This is a genomic window from Limnohabitans sp. Rim28 (assembly GCF_000293865.2).
In the GTDB taxonomy this organism is placed as follows: Bacteria; Pseudomonadota; Gammaproteobacteria; order Burkholderiales; family Burkholderiaceae_C; genus Limnohabitans_A.
Genome location: NZ_ALKN02000006.1, coordinates 38768 through 58445 on the forward strand (window position 1 = coordinate 38768; position 19678 = coordinate 58445).

Sequence of the window (19678 nt, forward strand, 5' to 3'; positions counted from 1 at the left end):
GTTGTGCTCCCTCAGGCGGCTTTCTTGGGCATTTGCGCAACCCATTCACGCGGGGCCATCGGGAAGTCCAGACGTTCGCGGCTTTCGTAATAACTCTGGGCCACGCTGCGCGCCAGATTGCGGATGCGGCCGATGTAAGCGGCGCGCTCGGTCACGCTGATCGCGCCGCGCGCGTCCAGCAGGTTGAAGGTGTGCGCGGCCTTGAGCACTTGCTCATAGGCGGGCAGCGCCAATTGCTGCACGATCAGGTTTTGCGCCTGTTTTTCGTGCGCACCAAAGGCCGTGAACAAGAATTCAGCATCGCTGTGCTCGAAGTTGTAGGTCGACTGCTCCACCTCGTTTTGGTGGTACACGTCGCCATAACTCAGGGTATCGGTCCACTTCAGGTTGTAGACGTTGTCCACCCCCTGCAAATACATGGCCAAGCGCTCCAAGCCGTAGGTGATCTCGCCCGTGATCGGCTTGCAGTCGATACCGCCCACTTGCTGAAAATAGGTGAACTGCGTGACTTCCATACCGTTCAACCAAACTTCCCAGCCCAGCCCCCAAGCGCCCAGGGTGGGGTTTTCCCAATCGTCTTCGACGAAGCGGATGTCGTTTTTCTTCAGGTCAAAACCCAGTGCCTCCAAGCTGCCCAAATACAGCGCCAAGATGTTGCTGGGCGCGGGCTTCAAAACCACTTGGTACTGGTAGTAATGCTGCAAGCGGTTGGGGTTGTTGCCATAGCGGCCGTCCTTGGGGCGGCGGCTGGGCTGCACGTAGGCCGCCTTCCACGGCTCAGGGCCAATGGCGCGCAAAAACGTGGCGGTGTGGCTGGTACCCGCGCCGACTTCCATGTCGTAGGGCTGGAGCAAGGCGCAGCCCTGGGCGTCCCAGTACTGCTGCAATTTGAGAATGATCTGTTGGAAGGTCAACATGGCCTGAACGAGGCCAGCAGCGAGCTGGCCAGAGTGAAATGGGCGCAAACTTTGCGCGAACCTTTGATTTTACGGGCTTTGGACCTTGGCCACGCCTGACAAAAGACATCGGCGTGTGCACCGCCTGTGCCGCGCCAGCCTGTGCCGCTAAGCCTTGAAAAAATCCACCGCCCCAGAGAAAGTCACAAACGCTGCCACCGTGGTCACCAGGATGATGCGGGCAATGCGCCCGTTGTCGGCGCCCAAGCGCTCGGCCAACAGCGACACATTGCTGGCACTGGGCAAGGCGGCCACCAAGACCATGACCTGCAAGGCAAAGGGCTCGAGCGGCACACCCCACTGCACCGCGGTCAGGCCCACCAACAAGACCAGTACAGGGTGAACGACCAGTTTGATCACAGCAATCGGCAGGTAATCGACCGCACGCAATGGGCCGTCTTCTCGTTCATGTGCCAACATGGCCGAGCGGGCCAAAACCGCCCCGATCGTGAACAAGGCCACAGGTGAAGCGGCATCGGCCAACAATCCTGCGGTTTTACCCACCGGACCGATCAGCTCCAGGTTCCAGTAGGAAAACGCAGCCCCCGCACTGATGGCCCAAGGCATCGGGTTGCGCAACACCCCCACCAAGGCCTTGCGCGCCGCAACGGCCGCGCCGTGCTGGCCTGCCGCATCCATGCGAGACAAGGCGACACACAAAGAAGACGTGATGACCAGGTCGACCACAATGGTCACGATCGCCGGCCCCACAGCTTGGGTGCCCAACAAAGCGACCAACAAAGGCACGCCCATGAAACCGGTATTGGGAAAAGCCGCCACCAAAGCCCCTAAGGACGCATCGTTCCAGCGCACTCGGCGGTTCAAGCTGATGCCGATGCTCAATGCCACGATCACCAAAGCGCAGAACAAGTAGGTGAAAAACACCCCGGCATCCAGCAACTGCGCAATGGGCGTGTCAGATCCAAACCGGAACAACATGCATGGCAGCGCAAAAAACAACACAAAGCCATTCAGGCCGGGGATGGCCTCCAAGGGCAACATGCGCAAGCGGGCGGCAGCGTAGCCGCACAAAACCAGCGCAAAAAACGGAAAAGTGACACGGAAAATTTCTAACATGCCCCGATTGTCGGGGTAAACCAGTACGGCCTCCGGCAAAGACCGTCGCACTGCAGACAAGCTTGTTCAGCAACCATCTGGCCTGTGTTCGCCAAGGCTCAGTCCCGCTATGATGACCCGCTTTGCCCCGATCGCCCACCTCCCCCATGTCAGCCGGACTCAACAACGCCCAACTCGAAGCCGTGAACTTTGTCTCCGGCCCTTGCCTGGTGTTGGCCGGGGCGGGTTCGGGCAAGACGCGGGTGATCACACACAAGATTGGACGCCTGATCGAAGCCGGGCTGGAGCCCCAACGCATCGCGGCCATCACCTTCACCAACAAGGCCGCCGCCGAGATGCGCGAGCGGGCCAAGGACCTGATCGGCAAAGCGTCCAAAAATGTGCTGATTTGCACCTTCCACGCGCTGGGCGTGCGCATCATGCGCGAGGACGGCGCGGTGCTGGGCCTCAAACCCCAGTTCAGCATCATGGACGCCGACGATGTGACCAGCATCCTGAAAGACTGCGGCGGCACCACCGACGCGGCCACCGCCCGCCAGTGGCAATGGACCATCAGCCTCTGGAAAAACATGGGGCTGAACGCCGAGCAGGCTGCAGCGCAAGCACCCGACGACAACGCCCGGGTGATCGCCCGCATCATGGCGCTTTACCAAGAACGCTTGACGGCTTACCAGAGCGTGGACTTTGACGACCTGATCGGCATGCCCCTGAAGCTGCTGGCCGAGTTTCCTGAGGTGCGTGAGCGCTGGCAAGCCAAAATGGGCCATGTGCTGGTGGATGAATACCAGGACACGAACGCCACCCAATACGAGGTGCTGAAGCACTTGGTGGGCGAGCGGGCGCGGTTCACAGCAGTGGGCGACGACGACCAGTCGATTTACGGCTGGCGCGGCGCGACGCTGGACAACCTCAAACGCCTGCCAGTGGATTTTCCGAAGCTCAAAGTCATCAAGCTGGAGCAAAACTACCGCTCCACCAGCGCCATCTTGCGCGCCGCCAACCATGTGATCGAGCCCAACCCCAAGCTCTACCCCAAAACCCTGTTTTCTGAATTGGGCGAGGGCGAGCCGGTGCGCGTGGTCGACGCGGTGAATGAAGAGCACGAGGCCGACCGGGCCGTGGCCCGCATCCAGTCGATCCGCAGCGGGCATTCACTCGAATCCAAGCACCGCGAGTTCAAGGACTTTGCTGTTCTGTACCGGGCCAACCACATGGCGCGGCCATTTGAGCAAGCTTTGCGTCGCGCCAACATCCCCTACAAAGTGTCCGGCGGGCAAAGCTTTTTTGACAAGGCCGAGATCAAGGACTTGTGCGCCTGGTTCCGCTTGTGGATCAACAACGACGACGACCCGGCATTTTTGCGCGCCATCACCAGCCCCAAACGCGGCATTGGCCACCAGACGCTGGGCCAGCTGGGCAGCTTTGCCACGCAATACAAATTGAGTCTGTTTGAAGCCCTCTTTGCGGGCAGCTTGCCCAGCGCGGTCAATGCCCGTGCGGTCGCGGGCCTGCACGAGTTTGGCCGCTACATCAATGACCTCGAATTCCGCGCCCGCCAGACCTTGGGGAAAACCGATGCGCTGGCTTTCCTGCTGGAGTGGCTGAAAGAGATCGGCTACGAGTCGCACCTGTACGACGGCGAAGACAACGAAAAAGTGGCTTCAGCCCGCTGGACCAACGTGCTGGAGTTTTGCGACTGGATGGCCGGGCGCTGCGGCGGCGAGATCGAAGATGCCACCGGTGCCCAAGCCACTGAGACCAAAAACCTGCTGGACGTGGCACAGACCATCTCGCTGATTTCCACCCTGAGCGAGCGCGAGAAAGACCAAAACGTGGTGACCCTGTCGACCTTGCACGCCTCCAAGGGTTTGGAGTGGCCCCATGTGATGCTGGTGGGCGTGAACGAGGGGCTGATGCCCTTCAAGCTGGGCGACGACAACACGACCGAAGGCGCCAGCCAAGAGGGCATTTTGTTGCGGCTGCAGGAAGAACGCCGCCTGATGTATGTGGGCATCACCCGCGCCCAGCGCAGCTTGGCCGTGAGCTGGACGAAACGCCGCAAAAAAGGCCGTGAAACCGTGGCCGCCCTGCCGAGCCGATTCATTGCCGAGATGCGGCTGGACGAAAACACCACCAAAGAAGACCCGCGCGAAAAGCTCAAGGCGCTGCGCGCCGAATTTGCACAACGCGCCGCCACCGCTGCAGCTGAGGCCAAACCATGATGAAACCTTTGATCAAGCCCTTTGGCCGCAGACCCGCCATGCTGCTCCTTTCCCTGGCATTGACCGGATGCAACCTGGCCCTGAGCCCGCCTGACTGTCCGCCAGGCCAGTTGCTTGGGGCCGACAAGCTGCTGGGCCACTGGACTGTGCAATTGGCAGGTGCAGCCCAACCCTGGGCCTTGAGCTTGTCCCCACACCCAGAGCACCAGGGCAGCCTGCGCGGCGAACTGCGACAAGGCGACCAGCGCTACCCGGTGGTGGCCGATCTGGAGGGTCGCGAGTTCACGATGGAGGAATCACACGACGGGCAACGCATAGCCGCCACATGGTTGGGCACTGCGGTGCACGGCCATTGTGGTCGCTGGGTGCAGGGTGAGCGAGTGGTCACAAACCAAGCTGCTGAGGGCTTTTCCATGAGGCGCGCCCCGTGACAAAGTCTGGGTCAGTGTCTTTGCAAGCCGTGGGGTCAAAGACCGTGCTTTTCACGCAAAATACAGCCGAACTCAGCCTTTGCCATCCTTCATGCAGTCCGCCTCTTTCCAACTGACCCGCCCCAAGCGCCCACTGGCCGGTTGGGCTTGGGTGCTTGTTCTGCATGCCCTGCTGTTTTGGGCTGTGCATGTGGGCTTGACGCGCGACGTGGTGCAAAAAATGCCGACGGTGGTTCAAGCGCTGTTGCTCAGCGACACCCGACCAGCAACCCCGCCGCCGGCGGCACCACCGCCCCCAACGCCCTCACCGCCGCCGCCCACACCCCAGCCTGTCAAGCCGGCCCCGACACCAGCGCCTGTTGCACCTCCTGTGACACCCGCGCCGGCCGCCGAGTTACCGGCCATCAGCACACCCGCCCCGACCCCAACGGGCTTGACCGCGTCAGCCCCTGCGGCGCCCCCAGCTGCACCGCCTGTCGCCCCCCCCGTGACGGCAGCACCCACCCGCGCCACATCACCCGCCCCTGCGCGCACAGCTGCAGGTGTGAATGTCAACCAATGCGAAAAGCCGGAGTATCCGAGTGCGTCCCGCCGCCTTGAAGAGGAGGGCACTGTTGCATTGCGCTTCTTGGTGGGTGTGGATGGCAAAGTGCTTCAATCCGAGATCGAAAAAAGCTCTGGCTTCAAGCGGCTCGATGAAGCCGCCAGATTGGGTTTGTCCAAATGCCAATTCCGTCCCGCTTTGCTCGATGGCAAACCCGAGCAAGCCTGGGCCAGCATGAAATACACCTGGCGCCTCGAATGAACCCGTACGCTTCCACAACCCCACACACGTCCACCCCACACCCCATGTCAAAGCCACAAGGACCCGCTCGCATGCTCACCCATTTCAGAACCGCTCTGGCCCACCTGCTGCTTGGTTTGGGCATGCTGATGACCCACAACAGCTGGGCATCCACACCCACACCCGCCACCTTGACGCCCTCTGCCACGCCAGAAAACCCCTATGGCCTGGGCGCCTTGTGGGCACAAGGGGACGCAGTGGCCAAGATCACCTTGCTGATTTTGGTGCTGATGAGCATGGGCAGCTGGTTTGTGATCGCGACCAAATACCTCGAGCAATCCAAGCTGCTGAAATTGGCAGCGGCCACACAGGCCAGCTTCAAGCAAGCGGCATCGGTGCGACAAGCGGCTGATGCCCTCGACACCACCAGCCCGTTTCGCTTCATTGCAGAAAAAGGCCTTGAAGGCGCTGCCCAACACCCGGGCCTGCACGACACCGTGGACTTCAATGCCTGGGTGGTGATGAGCCTGCAACGCGCGATGACCACCGTGCAAAGCCGCTTGCAAGACGGGTTGGCTGTGTTGGCCACTGTGGGCTCCACCGCGCCCTTTGTCGGTTTGTTCGGCACGGTGTGGGGCATCTACCATGCGCTGGTCAAAATCGGCATGTCTGGTCAAGCCAGCATCGACAAAGTCGCGGGTCCCGTCGGAGAGGCGCTCATCATGACGGCCATTGGTTTGGCCGTGGCCGTGCCTGCGGTGTTGGGCTACAACTGGTTGGTGCGTCGCAACAAGGCTGTGATGGAAGAAATCAACGCCTTTGGTGCCGATGTGCACGCGGCCCTGCTCGCTTCGGCCAAACGCTGATGGCCATGCAAATCGGCCCCGGCGTGGGCATTGGCCCCGACGACGAGGTGATGGGCACCATCAACACCACGCCCTTGGTGGACGTGATGCTGGTGTTGCTCATCATTTTCTTGATCACGATACCCGTGGTCACCACGTCGATTCAACTCGACCTGCCCAAAGAGCGCCACGAAGTGCGTCAAGCACGGCCTGAGACCGTGATCCTTTCGGTGAACAAGGCCGGTCAGGTTTTTGTGTACGACACCCCCATCCAAAACCAGGCTGACCTGCAAGAGCGGCTGAAGAAAATCGCCGCCATGAAACCCCAGCCTGACGTTCAAATCCGGGGCGATGCGCAAAGCGCCTTTGAATCGGTGGGCCGCGTCATGCATGCCCTGCAGCTGGCAGGCATCGCCCAAGTGGGCTTTGTCACCGACCCCGCACCCTGAAGGAAGACGCATGGCCATCCATTTGGGGACAGACCCCAACGACGACGACGGTTTGATGATGGACATCAACACCACGCCCTTGATTGACGTGATGCTGGTTCTGATCATCATGCTCATCATCACCATCCCGGCGCAATTGCATGCGGTCAATCTGGACATGCCCACGGCAAGCACCGCTGCGCCCCAAGAACCGGTGGTGGTTCGCATCGACATCAATGCGCAATCACAGTGGAGCTGGAACGGCAAGGCTCTGGGTAACCGCGAAGAGCTCGAAGCGCAGCTCACACTGGCTGCTGCCCAGCAGCCTCAGCCCGAGCTGCACATCCGTGCGCATGGCCAAGCCCGCTACGAAGCGGCCGTCACCGTATTGACCACTGCACAACGTGTGGGCTTGACCAAACTGGGCATGGTGGGCACTGAACAATTCGTCAACTGAGTTCTGTCAGACGAAAAAAAGCCGCTCTGTGAGCGGCTTTTTCTTGGAGCAAGACCCGTATCAGTCGGCGTACTTGCCAGCCGCATCCACAGCGGCCTTGATTTTGACCATCTCGGCGGCCACGAACTTCTTGTGCTCTTCGGGCTCAACGCGCTTGTCGTTGACCACCAAAGCGCCCAAGGCTTCGTTCTTCTTGATGAAATCTGGGTCCTTCAAGGACTTCTTGAGCGCATCGTTCAACATTTTGGTGATGGCGGGTGGCGTGCCTTTGGGGGCATACAAACCGTGCCAGATGGTCAGGTTGAAGCCCTTCATGCCCATCTCTTGCAAGCTGGGGTAGTGCTTCAACACAGGGTGACCGCTCAGAGGCTGGGCCGTCGTGACCGCAAACGCCTTGATGCGGCCGCCTTCGATCTGGGCTGTGGTGTTGGTGGTTTGGTCGCACATCATGTCAACCTGACCGCCGATCAAGGCCGTCATGGCAGGCGCAGTGCCGCCAAACGGGATGGTGGTCATGGCTTCTTTGGTCTTCATGTTGGTCTGCCAGAGCAAGCCGCAAATGTGCGAGGCAGAACCCAAGCCCGCGTGCGCAATGTTCAGCTTGCCTGCATTGGCGCGGATGTAGTTTTCAAAATCGCGGTAGGTGTTGGCTGGCAGTTGTGGCTTGCCCACCAAGGTCATGGGCACATCATTGACCATGCCCAAAAACTCGAAATCCTCGAGGGGTTTGTAGCCCAGTTTGCGGTACAGGGCCGGTGTCGCGGCCATGCCGATGTGGAACAACAACAAAGAATGGCCGTCCGGTGCAGCCTTGGCCACTTTGGTGGCGCCGATGGTGCCACCAGCCCCTGCAGCGTTTTCCACAACGAAATTGCTGCCTGGAATGTGCTTGCGCATCACTTCGGCCAAGTCACGCGCCACGCGGTCGGTGGGGCCGCCTGCGGCGAAGGGCACGACGATCGAAATGGGCTTGCTACCCGGGAAGGCTTGGGCGTAAGAGCCCATCGAGAGAGTGGCCAAAGCGGCCAAGGCGATCCATTGCTTCATGACAAACTCCTAGTTGGTGGCGGATTGTAAAACCCTGCATTGTGATGAAAACAAGGAAACTACTTAGCCACTCGACTTGAATTGGCCTTGGTTCAATTGAGGAATCTGAAACCTCAGGCGTGGCCAACCACCGCCAACTCACTGGTAACTGCGGGCATCCTCAATGACTTTACCGTCATTGGCCAGTGTGCCTTGCGCCACCAAATGCACCTCACCGCGCAGTTTCGTGACATCACGCACCGCCTCAGACACCCGGCCTTTGAGCCCTTCGTCAGTCAGTTGCGCTGTTTCGACGTGCAAGGCCATTTGGTCATTGGCCATCTCACCGGTGACCACCAAGCGGGCCTTGGTCAACTCCGGGAAGCGTTTGACAATCTCGGCCACTTGACCGGGGTGCACAAACATGCCCCGGATCTTGGTGGTCTGGTCGGCGCGGCCCATCCAGCCCTTGATGCGCTGCCCGGTGCGGCCCGTGGGGCATGTGCCGGGCAGAATGGCCGACAAATCGCCCGTGCCGAAACGAATCAGCGGGTAGTCGGGGTTGAGCACTGTGACCACCACCTCGCCGACCTCGCCGTCTGCCACCGGGTCACCGGTGCCGGGACGCACGATCTCGACGATCACGCCCTCGTCGATCACCAAACCTTCCCGCGCGGCAGTTTCATAGGCAATCAAGCCCACATCGGCGGTGGCATAGCACTGGTAAGCCGCCACGCCCTGCTGTGTGAACCAGTCGCGCAAGGATGGCGGGCAGGCTTCGCCCGACACCAGGGCTTTGGTGATCGACAACTTTTGACCGGCCTCGGTGGCTTTTTCAATCAGGATCTTCAGGAAGCTGGGCGTGCCCGAATAAGCCACGGGGCGCAAGTCGGCGACTGCTGCCAATTGCTGTTCGGTGTTGCCCACGCCACCGGGAATCACCGCACAGCCCAGCGCATGGGCACCGCTTTCCATGATCCAGGCACCGGGTGTCAGGTGGTAACTGAAGCAGTTGTGGACCAGGTCGCCGGCCTCAAACCCGGCAGCCGCCATCGCGCGGGCTGCACGCCAATAGTCGGGGGCATGGCCCTCAGGTTCATAGATCGGGCCGGGTGACTGGTACACGCGGCGCACACCGGCAGAGCGGACCATGCCCTTCCAACCAATGGCTGAAAAACCGCCAAAGGGGTCTTGCGCCCGCAGGGCTTGCTGACGCGCCAGCAACTCGTACTTGCGCGTGACCGGCAGTTGGGCCAAAGCGGCACGGCTCGTCACTTGGGCTGCATCGATGCCCTTGAGGATCTCCGCCAAAGCGGCGCTGTTTTTCTGGGCATGCGCAATTTGCGAAGGCAAGGCCGCCATCAGCGCTGCTTCTCGGACTTCAGGTGCGCGGGTTTCCAACGCATCGAGGTGATGGGCCATGGGATTCTTTCAGGACACTGGCGATGAAGGGTGACTCAATGGATGCGCAAGGCATCAGGCCAGCCAGCGCTTGCGGCGCTTGTAGCTCTTGACGTCTTTGAAGCTCTTGCGCTCACCACCACCCATGCCCAAGTAAAACTCTTTCACATCTTCGTTGGTGCGAAGGTCTGTAGCCTCACCGTCCATCACGATGCGACCCGACTCCATGATGTAGCCATAGTCAGAGTACTTGAGCGCCATGTTGGTGTTTTGCTCGGCGATCAAGAAAGTGACCTTTTCTTTCTCGTTCAAGTCTTTGACGATGTTGAACACCTCTTCCACGATCTGTGGCGCCAGACCCATCGAGGGCTCGTCCAGCAACATGACACTGGGGTTGGTCATCAAGGCGCGGCCAATCGCGCACATTTGCTGCTCACCGCCCGAGGTGTAAGCGGCTTGTGATGTGCGGCGTGTTTTAAGACGCGGGAAATAGGTGTAAACCTTGTCCAGGTTGGCGGCGATTTCGCCCTTGTCGGTGCGGGTGTAGCTGCCGGTCAACAGGTTGTCTTCGATCGACAAGTGGGCAAAGCAATGCCGCCCTTCCATGACCTGCACCACACCCCGGTTGACCAAGTCAGCAGGTGTGAGGTTTTCAATGCGCTCGCCGCGCAGCTCAATGCTGCCCTTGGTCACGTCACCGCGCTCGCCCTTGAGCAAGTTGGAAATGGCGCGCAAGGTGGTGGTCTTGCCGGCGCCGTTGCCACCCAGCAGAGACACGATGCCTTGCTCGGGCACCTGCAAGGACACGCCCTTGAGCACCAAGATGACGTGGTTGTAAATGACTTCGATGCCGTTGACGTTCAGAACAATGTTTTTGTCGCTCATGGACTGTGCCTTTTCTAACTTTGGAGGTTCAAGCCAAATGAAACCGCTGCACGCAAAGGTTTCATTTGATCTCTCCCGTACGGCAGCTGCGGGCCAGCACAAGCTGGCTGCAGCTGACCAGCTGCCGCTTGCGCGGCAGCTGGACTCCGATCAAGACTGGCAATCCGCAGGGGTGCGGCGTGTGATCTTTTTCTCGGCAGCGTACTTGTCAGCAGCGGCCTTGACCATGGGCTTGATGATTTGCTCATCGGCCTGCATCCAGTCGCTGCTGAATTGCCACTTGGTGCCGTCCCATGTGTGGATACGGGCCCAGTTGGCACCCATGTGGTCGGCGCACGAAGTGGAGATAGGACGCAGCACGCCCTTGAAGCCCAAGGCATCCAGTTTGGGCTGAGTCAGGTTCAGGTTTTCATAACCCCAGCGTGCTTGCTCGCCGGACATGACTTTGCCCTTGCCGTATTTCTCTTGCGCTTGACGCACACCTTCCACCGCAAACATGGCGCTGAACAGGCCGCGCATGTACAAGACTTCGCCCACTTCATCACGAGGACCGGTGCCTTGGTTCTTGGCATGCAGTTTCTCCAGCACCTCTTTCACGACAGCAGAGCCTTTTTCAGCGCCATGCTGCATGGTGATGGCGTTGTAGCCCTTGGCACCCATGCCAATGTCTTTCACATCGGGTTCGGCACCCGCCCACCACACGCCCCAGATGTTTTCACGGGGATAGCCAGTGGCTTGTGCTTCTTTGAGCAAGGTGGAGTTCATCACGCCCCAGCCCCAGTTGACCACGTAGTCAGGGCGGTCGCGGCGAATTTGCAGCCAGGTGGACTTTTGCTCGACGCCAGGGTGGGTCACAGGCAACAAGCTCAGCTTGAAACCGTGCATCGCTGCGCGCTCTTGCAAGATGGGAATGGCTTCTTTGCCAAATGGGCTGTCGTGGTAGACCAAGGCGATGTGCTTGCCCTTGAGTTTGTCAGCGCCGCCAGCCTTCTTGGCGATGTCCTGGATGATGACGTCGCCAGCCACCCAGTAAGTGCCTGCGAGCGGGAAGTTCCACTTGAACACGCCGCCGTCAGCCGATTCGCTGCGGCCGTAACCGGCCGTGATCAAGGGGATCTTGTCGATCGGGGCTTTTTCGGTCAAAGCGAAGGTGATGCCGGTGGACAGTGGCTGGAACACGGTCGCGCCGCCGTTTTTGCCTTTCAGGCGCTCATAGCATTCCACGCCACGGTCTGTGGCATAGCCTGTTTCGCACTCTTCAAAGCTGACCTTCACGCCGTTGATGCCGCCGCGCGCATTGACCAGCTTGAGGTAGTCCACGTAGCCGTTGGCAAAGGGCACGCCGTTGGGCGCGTAGGCGCCGGTGCGGTAAACCAGCACTGGGAAAAATTGCTCTTTGGTTTGAGCCGTTGCGACCGTGCTGACCAGCGCACTGGCAAGTCCGGCAGCGGCCACAGTGGTGGCCAGGACGAGTTGACGAAGCTTCATGGTTTGTCTCCTGTTAAAAAAAGGTGGAAGCACTTGGGGAAAAATCGAGGTAAAAATCAGTGAGGGAAAGGCCAGAGGCGGAGCTTTTGCTTGGCAATCGACCACAGCTTGGCCAGGCCATGCGGTTCGACGATCAAGAACCAAACGATCAGGGCGCCAAAGATCATGAATTCGGCATGCGACACCAAGGCCGTCGAGATGGTGACCCCCACCAGACCGCCCATCCAAGGCAAAAACTGGTTGAGGAAGATCGGCAAAATCACGATGAAGGCCGCACCAAAAAAGCTGCCCATGATGGAGCCCATGCCACCGATGATGACCATGAACAACAACTGGAACGAACGGTCAATCGAGAAAGCCGCAGGCTCCCAGGATCCGAGGTGGACAAAGCCCCACAAGCCACCGGCTACGCCGATGATGAAAGAGCTGACGGCAAAAGCACTGAGCTTGGCGTACACAGGCCGAATGCCAATCACTGCGGCGGCCACGTCCATGTCGCGGATCGCCATCCATTCCCGGCCAATGGCCGAGCGCACCAAATTTTTGGCCAGCAAGCCAAACACCACCAAAAAGGCCAAGCAAAAGAGGTATTTTTCAACGGGCGCGTTGATCGTCCAGCCCATCAAGCTCAGGTTGGACACCGAGACTGAGCCCGAAGCCGAGTTGTTGGTGAACCAGCCCACACGCAAGAATGCCCAATCGCAAAAAAACTGCGCAGCCAGCGTGGCCACCGCCAAATACAGGCCTTTGACCCGCAAGCTGGGGATGCCAAAAAACATGCCCACCACCGTGGCAAAAAAGCCGCCGGCCAACAAAGCCACGATCAAGGGCATGCCATCAATGCGCACATAGGTGTTGTAGGCCATGTAGGCGCCCACCGCCATGAAGGCCCCCGAACCCAAGGAAATTTGTCCGCAATAACCCACCAAGATGTTGACCCCCAATGCGGCCAAAGCCAGGATCAGGAAGGGAATCAGGATGGCGCGGAACATGTACTCGTCGGCCAACATGGGCACGCCCACGAACGCGAAGGCAATCAATGCCCACACAGCCCATCGGTCTTGCGAGATGGCAAAAATCTGTTGGTCGCTGCGGTAAGAGGTCTTGAACTGACCGTTTTCTCTGTAAAACATGTTTTTCTCTCCTTACACGCGGTCGATGATTTTTTCGCCGAACAAGCCTTGCGGACGGAACAGCAAGAACACCAGCGCCAGCACATAAGCAAACCAAATTTCAATGCCACCGCCCACGAAGGGGCCCAGGTAAACCTCGGACAACTTCTCACCCACACCGATGATCAGACCACCAATGATGGCCCCCGGCACCGAGGTCAAGCCGCCCAAAATGATCACCGGCAATGCACGCAAAGCCACCGTGGTCAATGAAAACTGCACACCCATCTTGGAGCCCCAAATGATGCCGGCGACCAAGGCGGTGATGCCGGCCACAAACCACACAATGACCCAAATGCGGTTCAGCGGAATGCCAATCGACTGGGCGGCTTGGTGGTCATCGGCGACCGCACGAAGGGCACGGCCTGTACCGGTTTTTTGGAAGAACAAAGACAAGACCACCACCATCAATGCGGCAATGCAGGCGGCATAGACGTCTTCCAAGTTGACGAGCACACCGCCAGGGAAGACCGAGTCAAACAAGAAGACAGGGTCCTTGGGCATGCCCACATCGATCTTGTAGATGTCACTGCCAAAAATCGTCTGACCCAAGCCATCCAAAAAGTAGGTGATGCCCAAGGTGGCCATCAGCAAGGTCACGCCTTCTTGGTTGACCAAGTGACGCAGCACCAAGCGTTCAATCAGCCACGCCAACATGAACATGATGGCTGCCGCCAACACAAAGGCGATCAGGTTGCCCATGAACTTGTCTTCAATGCCCAGCCAACCTGGGATCCACTCCGAAAAACGGGCCATGGCCAAAGCGGCAAACAACACCATGGCGCCTTGGGCGAAATTGAAAACACCCGAGGCTTTGAAAATCAAAACAAAACCGAGCGCCACCAAGGAATAAAGCATGCCGGCCATGAGGCCGCCAAAAAGGGCTTCCAGAAAAAATGCCATGTCTTGTTCTCCTTAGTGGCTGGTGCCCAGATAGGCACTGATCACGTCTTCGTTGTTGCGCACTTCTTCGGGTGTACCGTCGCCGATTTTTTTGCCGTAATCGAGCACCACCACGCGGTCCGAAATGTCCATCACCACACCCATGTCGTGCTCGATCAGCACGATGGTGGTCCCAAACTCGTCGTTCACATCCAGAATGAAGCGGCACATGTCCTGCTTTTCTTCCATGTTCATGCCGGCCATGGGCTCGTCGAGCAAGAGCACCTTGGGCTCCATGGCCAAAGCGCGGCCCAAATCGACCCGCTTTTGCAAGCCATAAGGCAACTGGCCCACAGGCGTCTTGCGAAAGGCTTGGATCTCCAAGAAGTCAATGATGTGTTCAACAAACTCGCGGTGCCTTTCCTCTTCGCGCTGAGCAGGCCCGATGCGCAAGGCCTGCATGAAGAGATTGCTCTTGATGTGCAGGTTGCGGCCGGTCATGATGTTGTCAATCACGCTCATGCCCTTGAACAAAGCCAAGTTTTGGAAGGTGCGGGCAATGCCCATCTCGGCCACTTGGCGGCTGTTCATGTGGTCGAACTTTTGACCACTGAACGTGATGCTGCCTTCTTGCGGTGTGTAAACCCCGTTGATGCAATTGAGCATCGAACTTTTGCCCGCACCGTTGGGGCCGATGATCGCGCGCACTTCGTGCTCACGCACGTTGAAAGAGATGTCGGTCAGCGCCTTCACGCCACCGAAACGCAAACTGATGTTGTTGACGTCCAAAATGACGTCGCCGATTTTCTTGGTCATGCTGCTGCCTTCACGGGTGTGAATGTTTTGGCGTCTGAAATCTTGAGCGTGGCGCTGACGCTGCCGGTGCGGCCATCTTCAAACTTGACCACCGTCTCGATGAACTGCTCGGCTTTGCCCTCGTACAGGCCATCCACCAAAGGCTTGTATTTGTCGGCAATGAAGCCGCGGCGGACTTTGTTGGTGCGGGTCAACTCGCCGTCGTCGGCGTCCAACTCTTTGTGCAAGACCAAAAAGCGCGAGACCTGGCTGCCTGCCAGCAAAGCATCTTCGGCCAAATCGGCGTTGACCTTTTCCACGCACTCCTGGATGAGCTGATACACCTCGGGCTTTTGCGCCAGATCGGTGTATCCCGCGTAAGACAGGTTGCGGCGCTCGGCCCAGTTGCCCACGGCATCAAAGTCGATGTTGAGCATGACGCAGACTTTTTCGCGCTGGTCACCGTATGCCACAACCTCTTTGATGAAGGGGAAAAACTTGAGTTTGTTCTCAACGTATTTGGGCGCAAACATTGCGCCGTCGTTGGCGCCGCCCTGGATGCGGCCCACGTCTTTGACGCGGTCGATGATTTTCAGGTGACCGTGGCTGTCGATGAAACCCGCATCGCTGGTGTGGTACCAGCCATCGGCGGTCAACACTTCATCGGTAGCCTTTTGGTTTTTGTAGTAACCCTTGAGCAAGCCGGGCGACTTGACCAGGATTTCGCCGTTCTCAGCGACCTTGATCTCAACACCTTTGCAGGGCACGCCGACGGTGTCGGCACGCGCTTCGTTGTCAGGCTGCAGGCACACAAACACGGCGGTCTCGGTGGAGCCATACAACTGCTTGATGTTCACACCGATCGAACGGAAAAAAGTGAACAAGTCAGGGCCAATGGCTTCGCCCGCGGTGTAGGCCACGCGCACGCGACTGAAACCCATGTTGTTGCGCAAAGGGCCATACACCATGAGGTTGCCCAAGCCATAGACCATGCGGTCCATGAAACCCACCGACTGGCCATCCATCAAAGCGGGGCCGACTTTTTTGGCCACATTCATGAAGTATGAAAACAGCTGGCGCTTGAAGTTGCCCGCGTCTTCCATGCGGATCATCACGCTGGTCAGCATGCCCTCAAACACGCGGGGCGGTGCGAAGTAATACGTGGGGCCAATCTCTTTCAGGTCGATGGTCACGGTGGCTGTCGACTCGGGGCAGTTGACCACATAGCCACACACCAACCACTGGGCGTAACTGAAGATGTTTTGTCCAATCCAGGCGGGCGGCATGTAGGCCAGCACGTCTTCTGAGTGGGTCAGCTTGTCGAACTCGGCACCCGCATCAGCGCGGTCGATCAAGGAGCCGTGCGTGTGCACCACGCCCTTGGGGTTGCCGGTGGTGCCCGAAGTGAAAAACATGGCCGCCACATCATCAGTGTTGGCTTTGTCCGCCTCTTCGGCAAAGAACTGGGGGTGCTGCTGGGCAAACACCGCCCCTGCAGCCATCAGCTCTTCCAATGAACCGAGACCGTCTTCGGTGTATTTGCGCAAACCACGGGGTTGTCATAAAAAATGTGCGTCAACTGCGGGCACTGTTCGCGCACCTCCAGCATCTTGTCGACCTGCTCTTGGTCTTCCACCACCGCAAAGCGCACCTCGGCATTGGTGATGGGGAACACGCATTCGGCAGCCGCAGCATCTTGGTACAAAGGCACAGGAATCGCGCCGAGAGACTGTGCGGCCAGCATCGTGGCGTACAGGCGCGGGCGGTTAGAGCCCACCACAATCAGGTGCTCGCCCCGCTGTAGACCGGCTTGGTGCAAACCACAGGCCATTGACTGAACCAGCTTGGCCAAGTCAGACCAAGTGATGGTCTGCCAAATGCCATATTCTTTTTCGCGCAAAGCCGGTGCCAAGGGGCGCTCGGCAGCATGCTTGAGCATCAAACGGGTGAACGTTGTTTGCATGACCTGACCTGTCTCCATAACGGTGCGTTGGGTGCAGAGCGACCCAAACTTGGCCGGATCGTAGGCGCTCATTTGACGCCAAGTTGTCGTTTGGACGACAATTCAGGGAAGACCCTTATCACATCTGTCTGCAAACTGACAATTCGGATTTTCAAATGGTTCAAGAAAGTTCTGTCCACCAACGCCGCCGGCCTTTGACTTTGGCCGAATTGAATGACATTCCTTGGCTTCGCCTGCTGCAAGCCGATGAACGGCAACGGATCGCGCCGCAATTGGTGGTCAGTGACTTGCTGCCTGGCGAACATGTTTGCCGAATCGGCAAACCGGTGACGTATTGGTTTGGCGTGCTCTCGGGTTTGTTGAAAATGAGCACCGACAACGAAAGCGGCCAAACCATGACCTTCACGGGCATCCCCCCCGGTGGATGGTTTGGCGAAGGCACGGCGATCAAGCGCGAGATTTACCGCTACAACATCCAAGCTCTGCGGCCCAGCTTGGTCGCTGGCATGCCCGTCGACACCTTTCACTGGCTGATCGATCACTCGTTGGGTTTCAACCGTTTCATCATGCAGCAACTCAATGAACGCTTGGGCCAGTTCATTGCAGCGCGAGAAATGGACCGCATGACCAACCCCGAGCTGCGCCTAGCCCGGCACTTGGCTGCTCTGTTCAACCCCGTGCTGTTTTCGGGTGTGGGCGAAGTGCTGCGCATCACCCAGCAAGAATTGGCTTATTTGGTGGGTCTTTCAAGACAGCGCGTGAATGAGGCACTCCGTGTGCTGGAAGACAACCAGCTGATTCGCATCGAATACGGCGGCTTGCGCATCCTCGATTTGCACGGGCTAAGGACCCGACAGTTTTAGCCCCACCCTTGTATTCAAAAGGCCGCATAAAGCCTGCACCCAGCAGGCGCCAGTCATGTGGGTGACCGTAAACAGATACCGGCTGGGGGTAACCCTATGTCTCCTTAATTTTTGTGGGGATAAGCTCCAAAATCTTTTTCGCTTCACCCACAGGAGACCATTGATGTTCAAAAAAATTGCAACTTGCGCAGCTGTCCTGACCCTCAGCATGGGTTATGCCGTTGCCCAAGCCCCCGCCGCCGCGCCTGCGCCCCCACCCGCCTGGAAACAAGGCATGGGCGCCGACATGGCCAACTCCACATTGGCACCTTTGGCCGGCAAACTGACCGTCACACCGGCAGCCGACATCCCATTGAACAAGCTCAAACTGCCACCAGGCTTCAAGATTGAAATCTGGTCCACCGGCACCCCTGGCGTCAGAGCCATGAGCCGCGGCGAGAGCGGCAAAATCTATGCAGGCACACGCGGTCTGGGCCGTGTTTATGAAATCAGCGACAACGGCAAAGAGCGCAGCAGCCGCGTGCTGGTGGACAAGCTGAACCAACCCGCGGTCACCATGCACAAAGGTTCTTTGTATGTCATGGCCATCGACAAAGTGTTGCGTTACGACGGCATCGAAGCCAACCCCAATGCCCAGCCCGTGGACATGACCGCCGCCTTCAAGCTGCCCCCCCTGCAGCACCACAACTGGAAGTACCTGAGCTTCGGCCCAGACGGCAAGCTGTATGTGCCTTTCGGTGCACCGTGCAACATCTGCGAGCCTGGCGCTGAATACGCTCAAATCCGCCGCTACAACGCCGATGGCTCTGGCATGGAAGTGATCGCCACCGGCGTTCGCAACACCGTGGGTTTTGACTGGCACCCCGTCACCAAAGAGTTGTGGTTCAGCGACCACGGCCGTGATTGGATGGGCGACGACACCCCCGATGACGAACTCAACCGCATGTCCAAAACGGGCTTGAATTTCGGCTTCCCCTACTGCCACGCCAGCGGTGTGGTCGACCGGGACATCAAGAAAGACAAGCCCTGCGATGGCGTGACCTTGCCAGTCACCAACATGGGCCCTCACGCGGCTGTGATGGGTGTGACCTTCTACACCGGCAACATGTTCCCTGCCGAATACAAGAACGCACTTTTTGTGGCCCGCAAAGGCTCTTGGAACCGCACCAAGAAGTTGGGTTTTGACGTGGTGGCCGTCAACACCGATGCCGAAGGCAAAAACGCCAAAGTCTCGCCCTTCCTGACCGGCTTCAAGGACGACGCGGACAACAGCTTCTGGGGTCGCCCAGCCTACATGCTGCAAATGCCCGATGGTTCCATGCTGGTCTCTGACGAGCAACTGGGTGCCATCTACCGCATCTCGTATGCCAAGCCCTGATGGCTGGAGTCTGAGAGCAGGTATTGGGGCGGCCCTGATCGGGGCCTGTGTCTGGACCACGCCACAAGCGCTGGCCCAGACCGCCTTCAAAGGCACGGCCCAAGTCAATGCCAGCATCCCAGCCCCTGAACGGGCCGCGCAGTGCGTGGCCTGTCACGGCGCCCAAGGTGTGTCTCAAATTCCCAGCATCCCTTCGCTGGCGGCGCAACCCAAAACCTTCATCGAAAACCAATTGGTCTTGATTCGGGAAGGCTTGCGGGATGTGCCCGCCATGAAAGGCTCGCTCGACGGGGTCTCGGATGCCGAACTGGTGGCTTTGGCCACCTATTTTTCGGCACAGGCAGCGCCCCCTGCGGCCAAAGGCCGTATGGACAAGGCCAGCCTGGAGCGTGGCAGAGAACTGGCCAAGGCCGCGTTGTGTGGCACTTGCCATTTGCCGCAGTACCAAGGCCGTGACCAAGTTCCCCGATTGGCCAGCCAACAAGAACAGTTTTTGTTGGACGTGATGAAGGAATACCGTGACAAACCCGGCCCAGGCCGCGACACGGTGATGGCTGCGGCCTTGTATGGCATCAACGATGCGCAGCTCAAAGACTTGGCTCACTTTTTCGCACACACACGCTGA

General features: G+C 58.9%; 18 protein-coding genes and 1 pseudogene. 9 read left to right on the forward strand and 10 right to left on the reverse strand.

Translation table 11 applies throughout. The features are described 5' to 3' along the window. Positions 1 to 11: 11 nt before the first annotated feature. Positions 12 to 917, reverse strand: a complete 906-nt coding sequence (glyQ, locus tag B472_RS08140; RefSeq protein WP_026039498.1) for a glycine--tRNA ligase subunit alpha — start codon at positions 915 to 917, stop codon at positions 12 to 14. Between the two features lie 147 nt (positions 918 to 1064). Beyond that, positions 1065 to 2033, reverse strand: coding sequence for an AEC family transporter (locus B472_RS08145; RefSeq protein WP_019426725.1), 969 nt, complete (start codon positions 2031 to 2033; stop codon positions 1065 to 1067). Between the two features lie 146 nt (positions 2034 to 2179). Here B472_RS08145 and B472_RS08150 point away from each other — a divergent pair, with 146 nt between their 5' ends. The 6 genes from B472_RS08150 (at position 2180) to B472_RS08175 (ending at position 7200) form a co-directional block, all read left to right on the forward strand. Then, positions 2180 to 4255 carry an ATP-dependent helicase gene (locus B472_RS08150; RefSeq protein WP_019426726.1) on the forward strand — a complete coding sequence of 692 codons (2076 nt, stop codon included), beginning with the start codon at positions 2180 to 2182 and terminating at the stop codon, positions 4253 to 4255. Further along, positions 4252 to 4686, forward strand: coding sequence for a hypothetical protein (locus B472_RS08155; protein WP_157951967.1), 435 nt, complete (start codon positions 4252 to 4254; stop codon positions 4684 to 4686). Before B472_RS08150 ends, B472_RS08155 begins: the two co-directional genes overlap by 4 nt. A gap of 91 nt (positions 4687 to 4777) precedes the next feature. Beyond that, positions 4778 to 5491, forward strand: a complete 714-nt coding sequence (locus B472_RS08160) for an energy transducer TonB (protein ID WP_019426728.1) — start codon at positions 4778 to 4780, stop codon at positions 5489 to 5491. 122 nt (positions 5492 to 5613) lie between these two features. Continuing rightward, complete coding sequence (locus B472_RS08165) at positions 5614 to 6336, forward strand: MotA/TolQ/ExbB proton channel family protein (RefSeq protein ID WP_369908192.1); 723 nt, start codon at positions 5614 to 5616, stop codon at positions 6334 to 6336. Beyond that, a complete protein-coding gene (locus B472_RS08170) occupies positions 6336 to 6764 on the forward strand; it encodes a biopolymer transporter ExbD (protein WP_019426730.1) in 429 nt (142 codons plus the stop codon). The genes B472_RS08165 and B472_RS08170 overlap by 1 nt, the downstream gene beginning before the upstream one ends. Before the next feature lie 10 nt (positions 6765 to 6774). Then, positions 6775 to 7200 (forward strand): biopolymer transporter ExbD, encoded by a 426-nt coding sequence (locus B472_RS08175; protein ID WP_019426731.1) that lies wholly within the window; start codon positions 6775 to 6777, stop codon positions 7198 to 7200. Between the two features lie 60 nt (positions 7201 to 7260). Here B472_RS08175 and B472_RS08180 read toward each other — a convergent pair whose 3' ends face one another. From B472_RS08180 to B472_RS08215, 8 genes and pseudogenes are all read right to left on the reverse strand, one after another. Continuing rightward, positions 7261 to 8247 (reverse strand): tripartite tricarboxylate transporter substrate-binding protein, encoded by a 987-nt coding sequence (locus B472_RS08180; protein WP_019426732.1) that lies wholly within the window; start codon positions 8245 to 8247, stop codon positions 7261 to 7263. A gap of 138 nt (positions 8248 to 8385) precedes the next feature. Beyond that, positions 8386 to 9648: a phenylacetate--CoA ligase family protein gene (locus B472_RS08185; RefSeq protein ID WP_019426733.1), complete on the reverse strand. Its 1263-nt coding sequence runs from the start codon at positions 9646 to 9648 to the stop codon at positions 8386 to 8388. 54 nt (positions 9649 to 9702) lie between these two features. Then, a complete protein-coding gene (locus B472_RS08190; protein WP_019426734.1) occupies positions 9703 to 10512 on the reverse strand; it encodes an ABC transporter ATP-binding protein in 810 nt (269 codons plus the stop codon). A gap of 150 nt (positions 10513 to 10662) precedes the next feature. Further along, positions 10663 to 12000, reverse strand: a complete 1338-nt coding sequence (locus B472_RS08195; RefSeq protein ID WP_019426735.1) for an ABC transporter substrate-binding protein — start codon at positions 11998 to 12000, stop codon at positions 10663 to 10665. Between the two features lie 56 nt (positions 12001 to 12056). Continuing rightward, positions 12057 to 13133 carry a branched-chain amino acid ABC transporter permease gene (locus B472_RS08200; protein ID WP_019426736.1) on the reverse strand — a complete coding sequence of 359 codons (1077 nt, stop codon included), beginning with the start codon at positions 13131 to 13133 and terminating at the stop codon, positions 12057 to 12059. 12 nt (positions 13134 to 13145) lie between these two features. Beyond that, positions 13146 to 14075, reverse strand: coding sequence for a branched-chain amino acid ABC transporter permease (locus tag B472_RS08205; protein ID WP_019426737.1), 930 nt, complete (start codon positions 14073 to 14075; stop codon positions 13146 to 13148). 12 nt (positions 14076 to 14087) lie between these two features. After that, positions 14088 to 14870 carry an ABC transporter ATP-binding protein gene (locus B472_RS08210; RefSeq protein WP_019426738.1) on the reverse strand — a complete coding sequence of 261 codons (783 nt, stop codon included), beginning with the start codon at positions 14868 to 14870 and terminating at the stop codon, positions 14088 to 14090. Beyond that, positions 14867 to 16812, reverse strand: a pseudogene (locus tag B472_RS08215) (long-chain fatty acid--CoA ligase). Before B472_RS08215 ends, B472_RS08210 begins: the two are co-directional and overlap by 4 nt. 155 nt (positions 16813 to 16967) lie before the next feature. Between B472_RS08215 and B472_RS08220 the strand changes: the two are divergent. The 3 genes from B472_RS08220 (at position 16968) to B472_RS08230 (ending at position 19678) form a co-directional block, all read left to right on the forward strand. After that, entirely contained in the window at positions 16968 to 17675 is a 708-nt protein-coding gene (locus B472_RS08220) for a Crp/Fnr family transcriptional regulator (RefSeq protein ID WP_019426739.1), read from the forward strand. A gap of 163 nt (positions 17676 to 17838) precedes the next feature. Further along, on the forward strand, positions 17839 to 19053 hold the full coding sequence (locus tag B472_RS08225; RefSeq protein WP_019426740.1) for a sorbosone dehydrogenase family protein: 1215 nt from the start codon (positions 17839 to 17841) through the stop codon (positions 19051 to 19053). Then, the gene (locus B472_RS08230; protein ID WP_019426741.1) at positions 19040 to 19678 is read left to right on the forward strand and encodes a c-type cytochrome; all 639 of its coding nucleotides are present in this window, start codon (positions 19040 to 19042) and stop codon (positions 19676 to 19678) included. Before B472_RS08225 ends, B472_RS08230 begins: the two co-directional genes overlap by 14 nt.

Bases quoted from the DNA above. Each gene is read 5' to 3' on its own strand.
- glyQ (WP_026039498.1), bottom strand. From the start codon at position 917: ATGTTGACCTTCCAACAGATCATTCTCAAATTGCAGCAGTACTGGGAC.
- B472_RS08145 (WP_019426725.1), bottom strand. From the start codon at position 2,033: ATGTTAGAAATTTTCCGTGTCACTTTTCCGTTTTTTGCGCTGGTTTTG.
- B472_RS08150 (WP_019426726.1), top strand. From the start codon at position 2,180: ATGTCAGCCGGACTCAACAACGCCCAACTCGAAGCCGTGAACTTTGTC.
- B472_RS08155 (WP_157951967.1), top strand. From the start codon at position 4,252: ATGATGAAACCTTTGATCAAGCCCTTTGGCCGCAGACCCGCCATGCTG.
- B472_RS08160 (WP_019426728.1), top strand. From the start codon at position 4,778: ATGCAGTCCGCCTCTTTCCAACTGACCCGCCCCAAGCGCCCACTGGCC.
- B472_RS08165 (WP_369908192.1), top strand. From the start codon at position 5,614: ATGCTGATGACCCACAACAGCTGGGCATCCACACCCACACCCGCCACC.
- B472_RS08170 (WP_019426730.1), top strand. From the start codon at position 6,336: ATGGCCATGCAAATCGGCCCCGGCGTGGGCATTGGCCCCGACGACGAG.
- B472_RS08175 (WP_019426731.1), top strand. From the start codon at position 6,775: ATGGCCATCCATTTGGGGACAGACCCCAACGACGACGACGGTTTGATG.
- B472_RS08180 (WP_019426732.1), bottom strand. From the start codon at position 8,247: ATGAAGCAATGGATCGCCTTGGCCGCTTTGGCCACTCTCTCGATGGGC.
- B472_RS08185 (WP_019426733.1), bottom strand. From the start codon at position 9,648: ATGGCCCATCACCTCGATGCGTTGGAAACCCGCGCACCTGAAGTCCGA.
- B472_RS08190 (WP_019426734.1), bottom strand. From the start codon at position 10,512: ATGAGCGACAAAAACATTGTTCTGAACGTCAACGGCATCGAAGTCATT.
- B472_RS08195 (WP_019426735.1), bottom strand. From the start codon at position 12,000: ATGAAGCTTCGTCAACTCGTCCTGGCCACCACTGTGGCCGCTGCCGGA.
- B472_RS08200 (WP_019426736.1), bottom strand. From the start codon at position 13,133: ATGTTTTACAGAGAAAACGGTCAGTTCAAGACCTCTTACCGCAGCGAC.
- B472_RS08205 (WP_019426737.1), bottom strand. From the start codon at position 14,075: ATGGCATTTTTTCTGGAAGCCCTTTTTGGCGGCCTCATGGCCGGCATG.
- B472_RS08210 (WP_019426738.1), bottom strand. From the start codon at position 14,870: ATGACCAAGAAAATCGGCGACGTCATTTTGGACGTCAACAACATCAGT.
- B472_RS08220 (WP_019426739.1), top strand. From the start codon at position 16,968: ATGGTTCAAGAAAGTTCTGTCCACCAACGCCGCCGGCCTTTGACTTTG.
- B472_RS08225 (WP_019426740.1), top strand. From the start codon at position 17,839: ATGTTCAAAAAAATTGCAACTTGCGCAGCTGTCCTGACCCTCAGCATG.
- B472_RS08230 (WP_019426741.1), top strand. From the start codon at position 19,040: ATGCCAAGCCCTGATGGCTGGAGTCTGAGAGCAGGTATTGGGGCGGCC.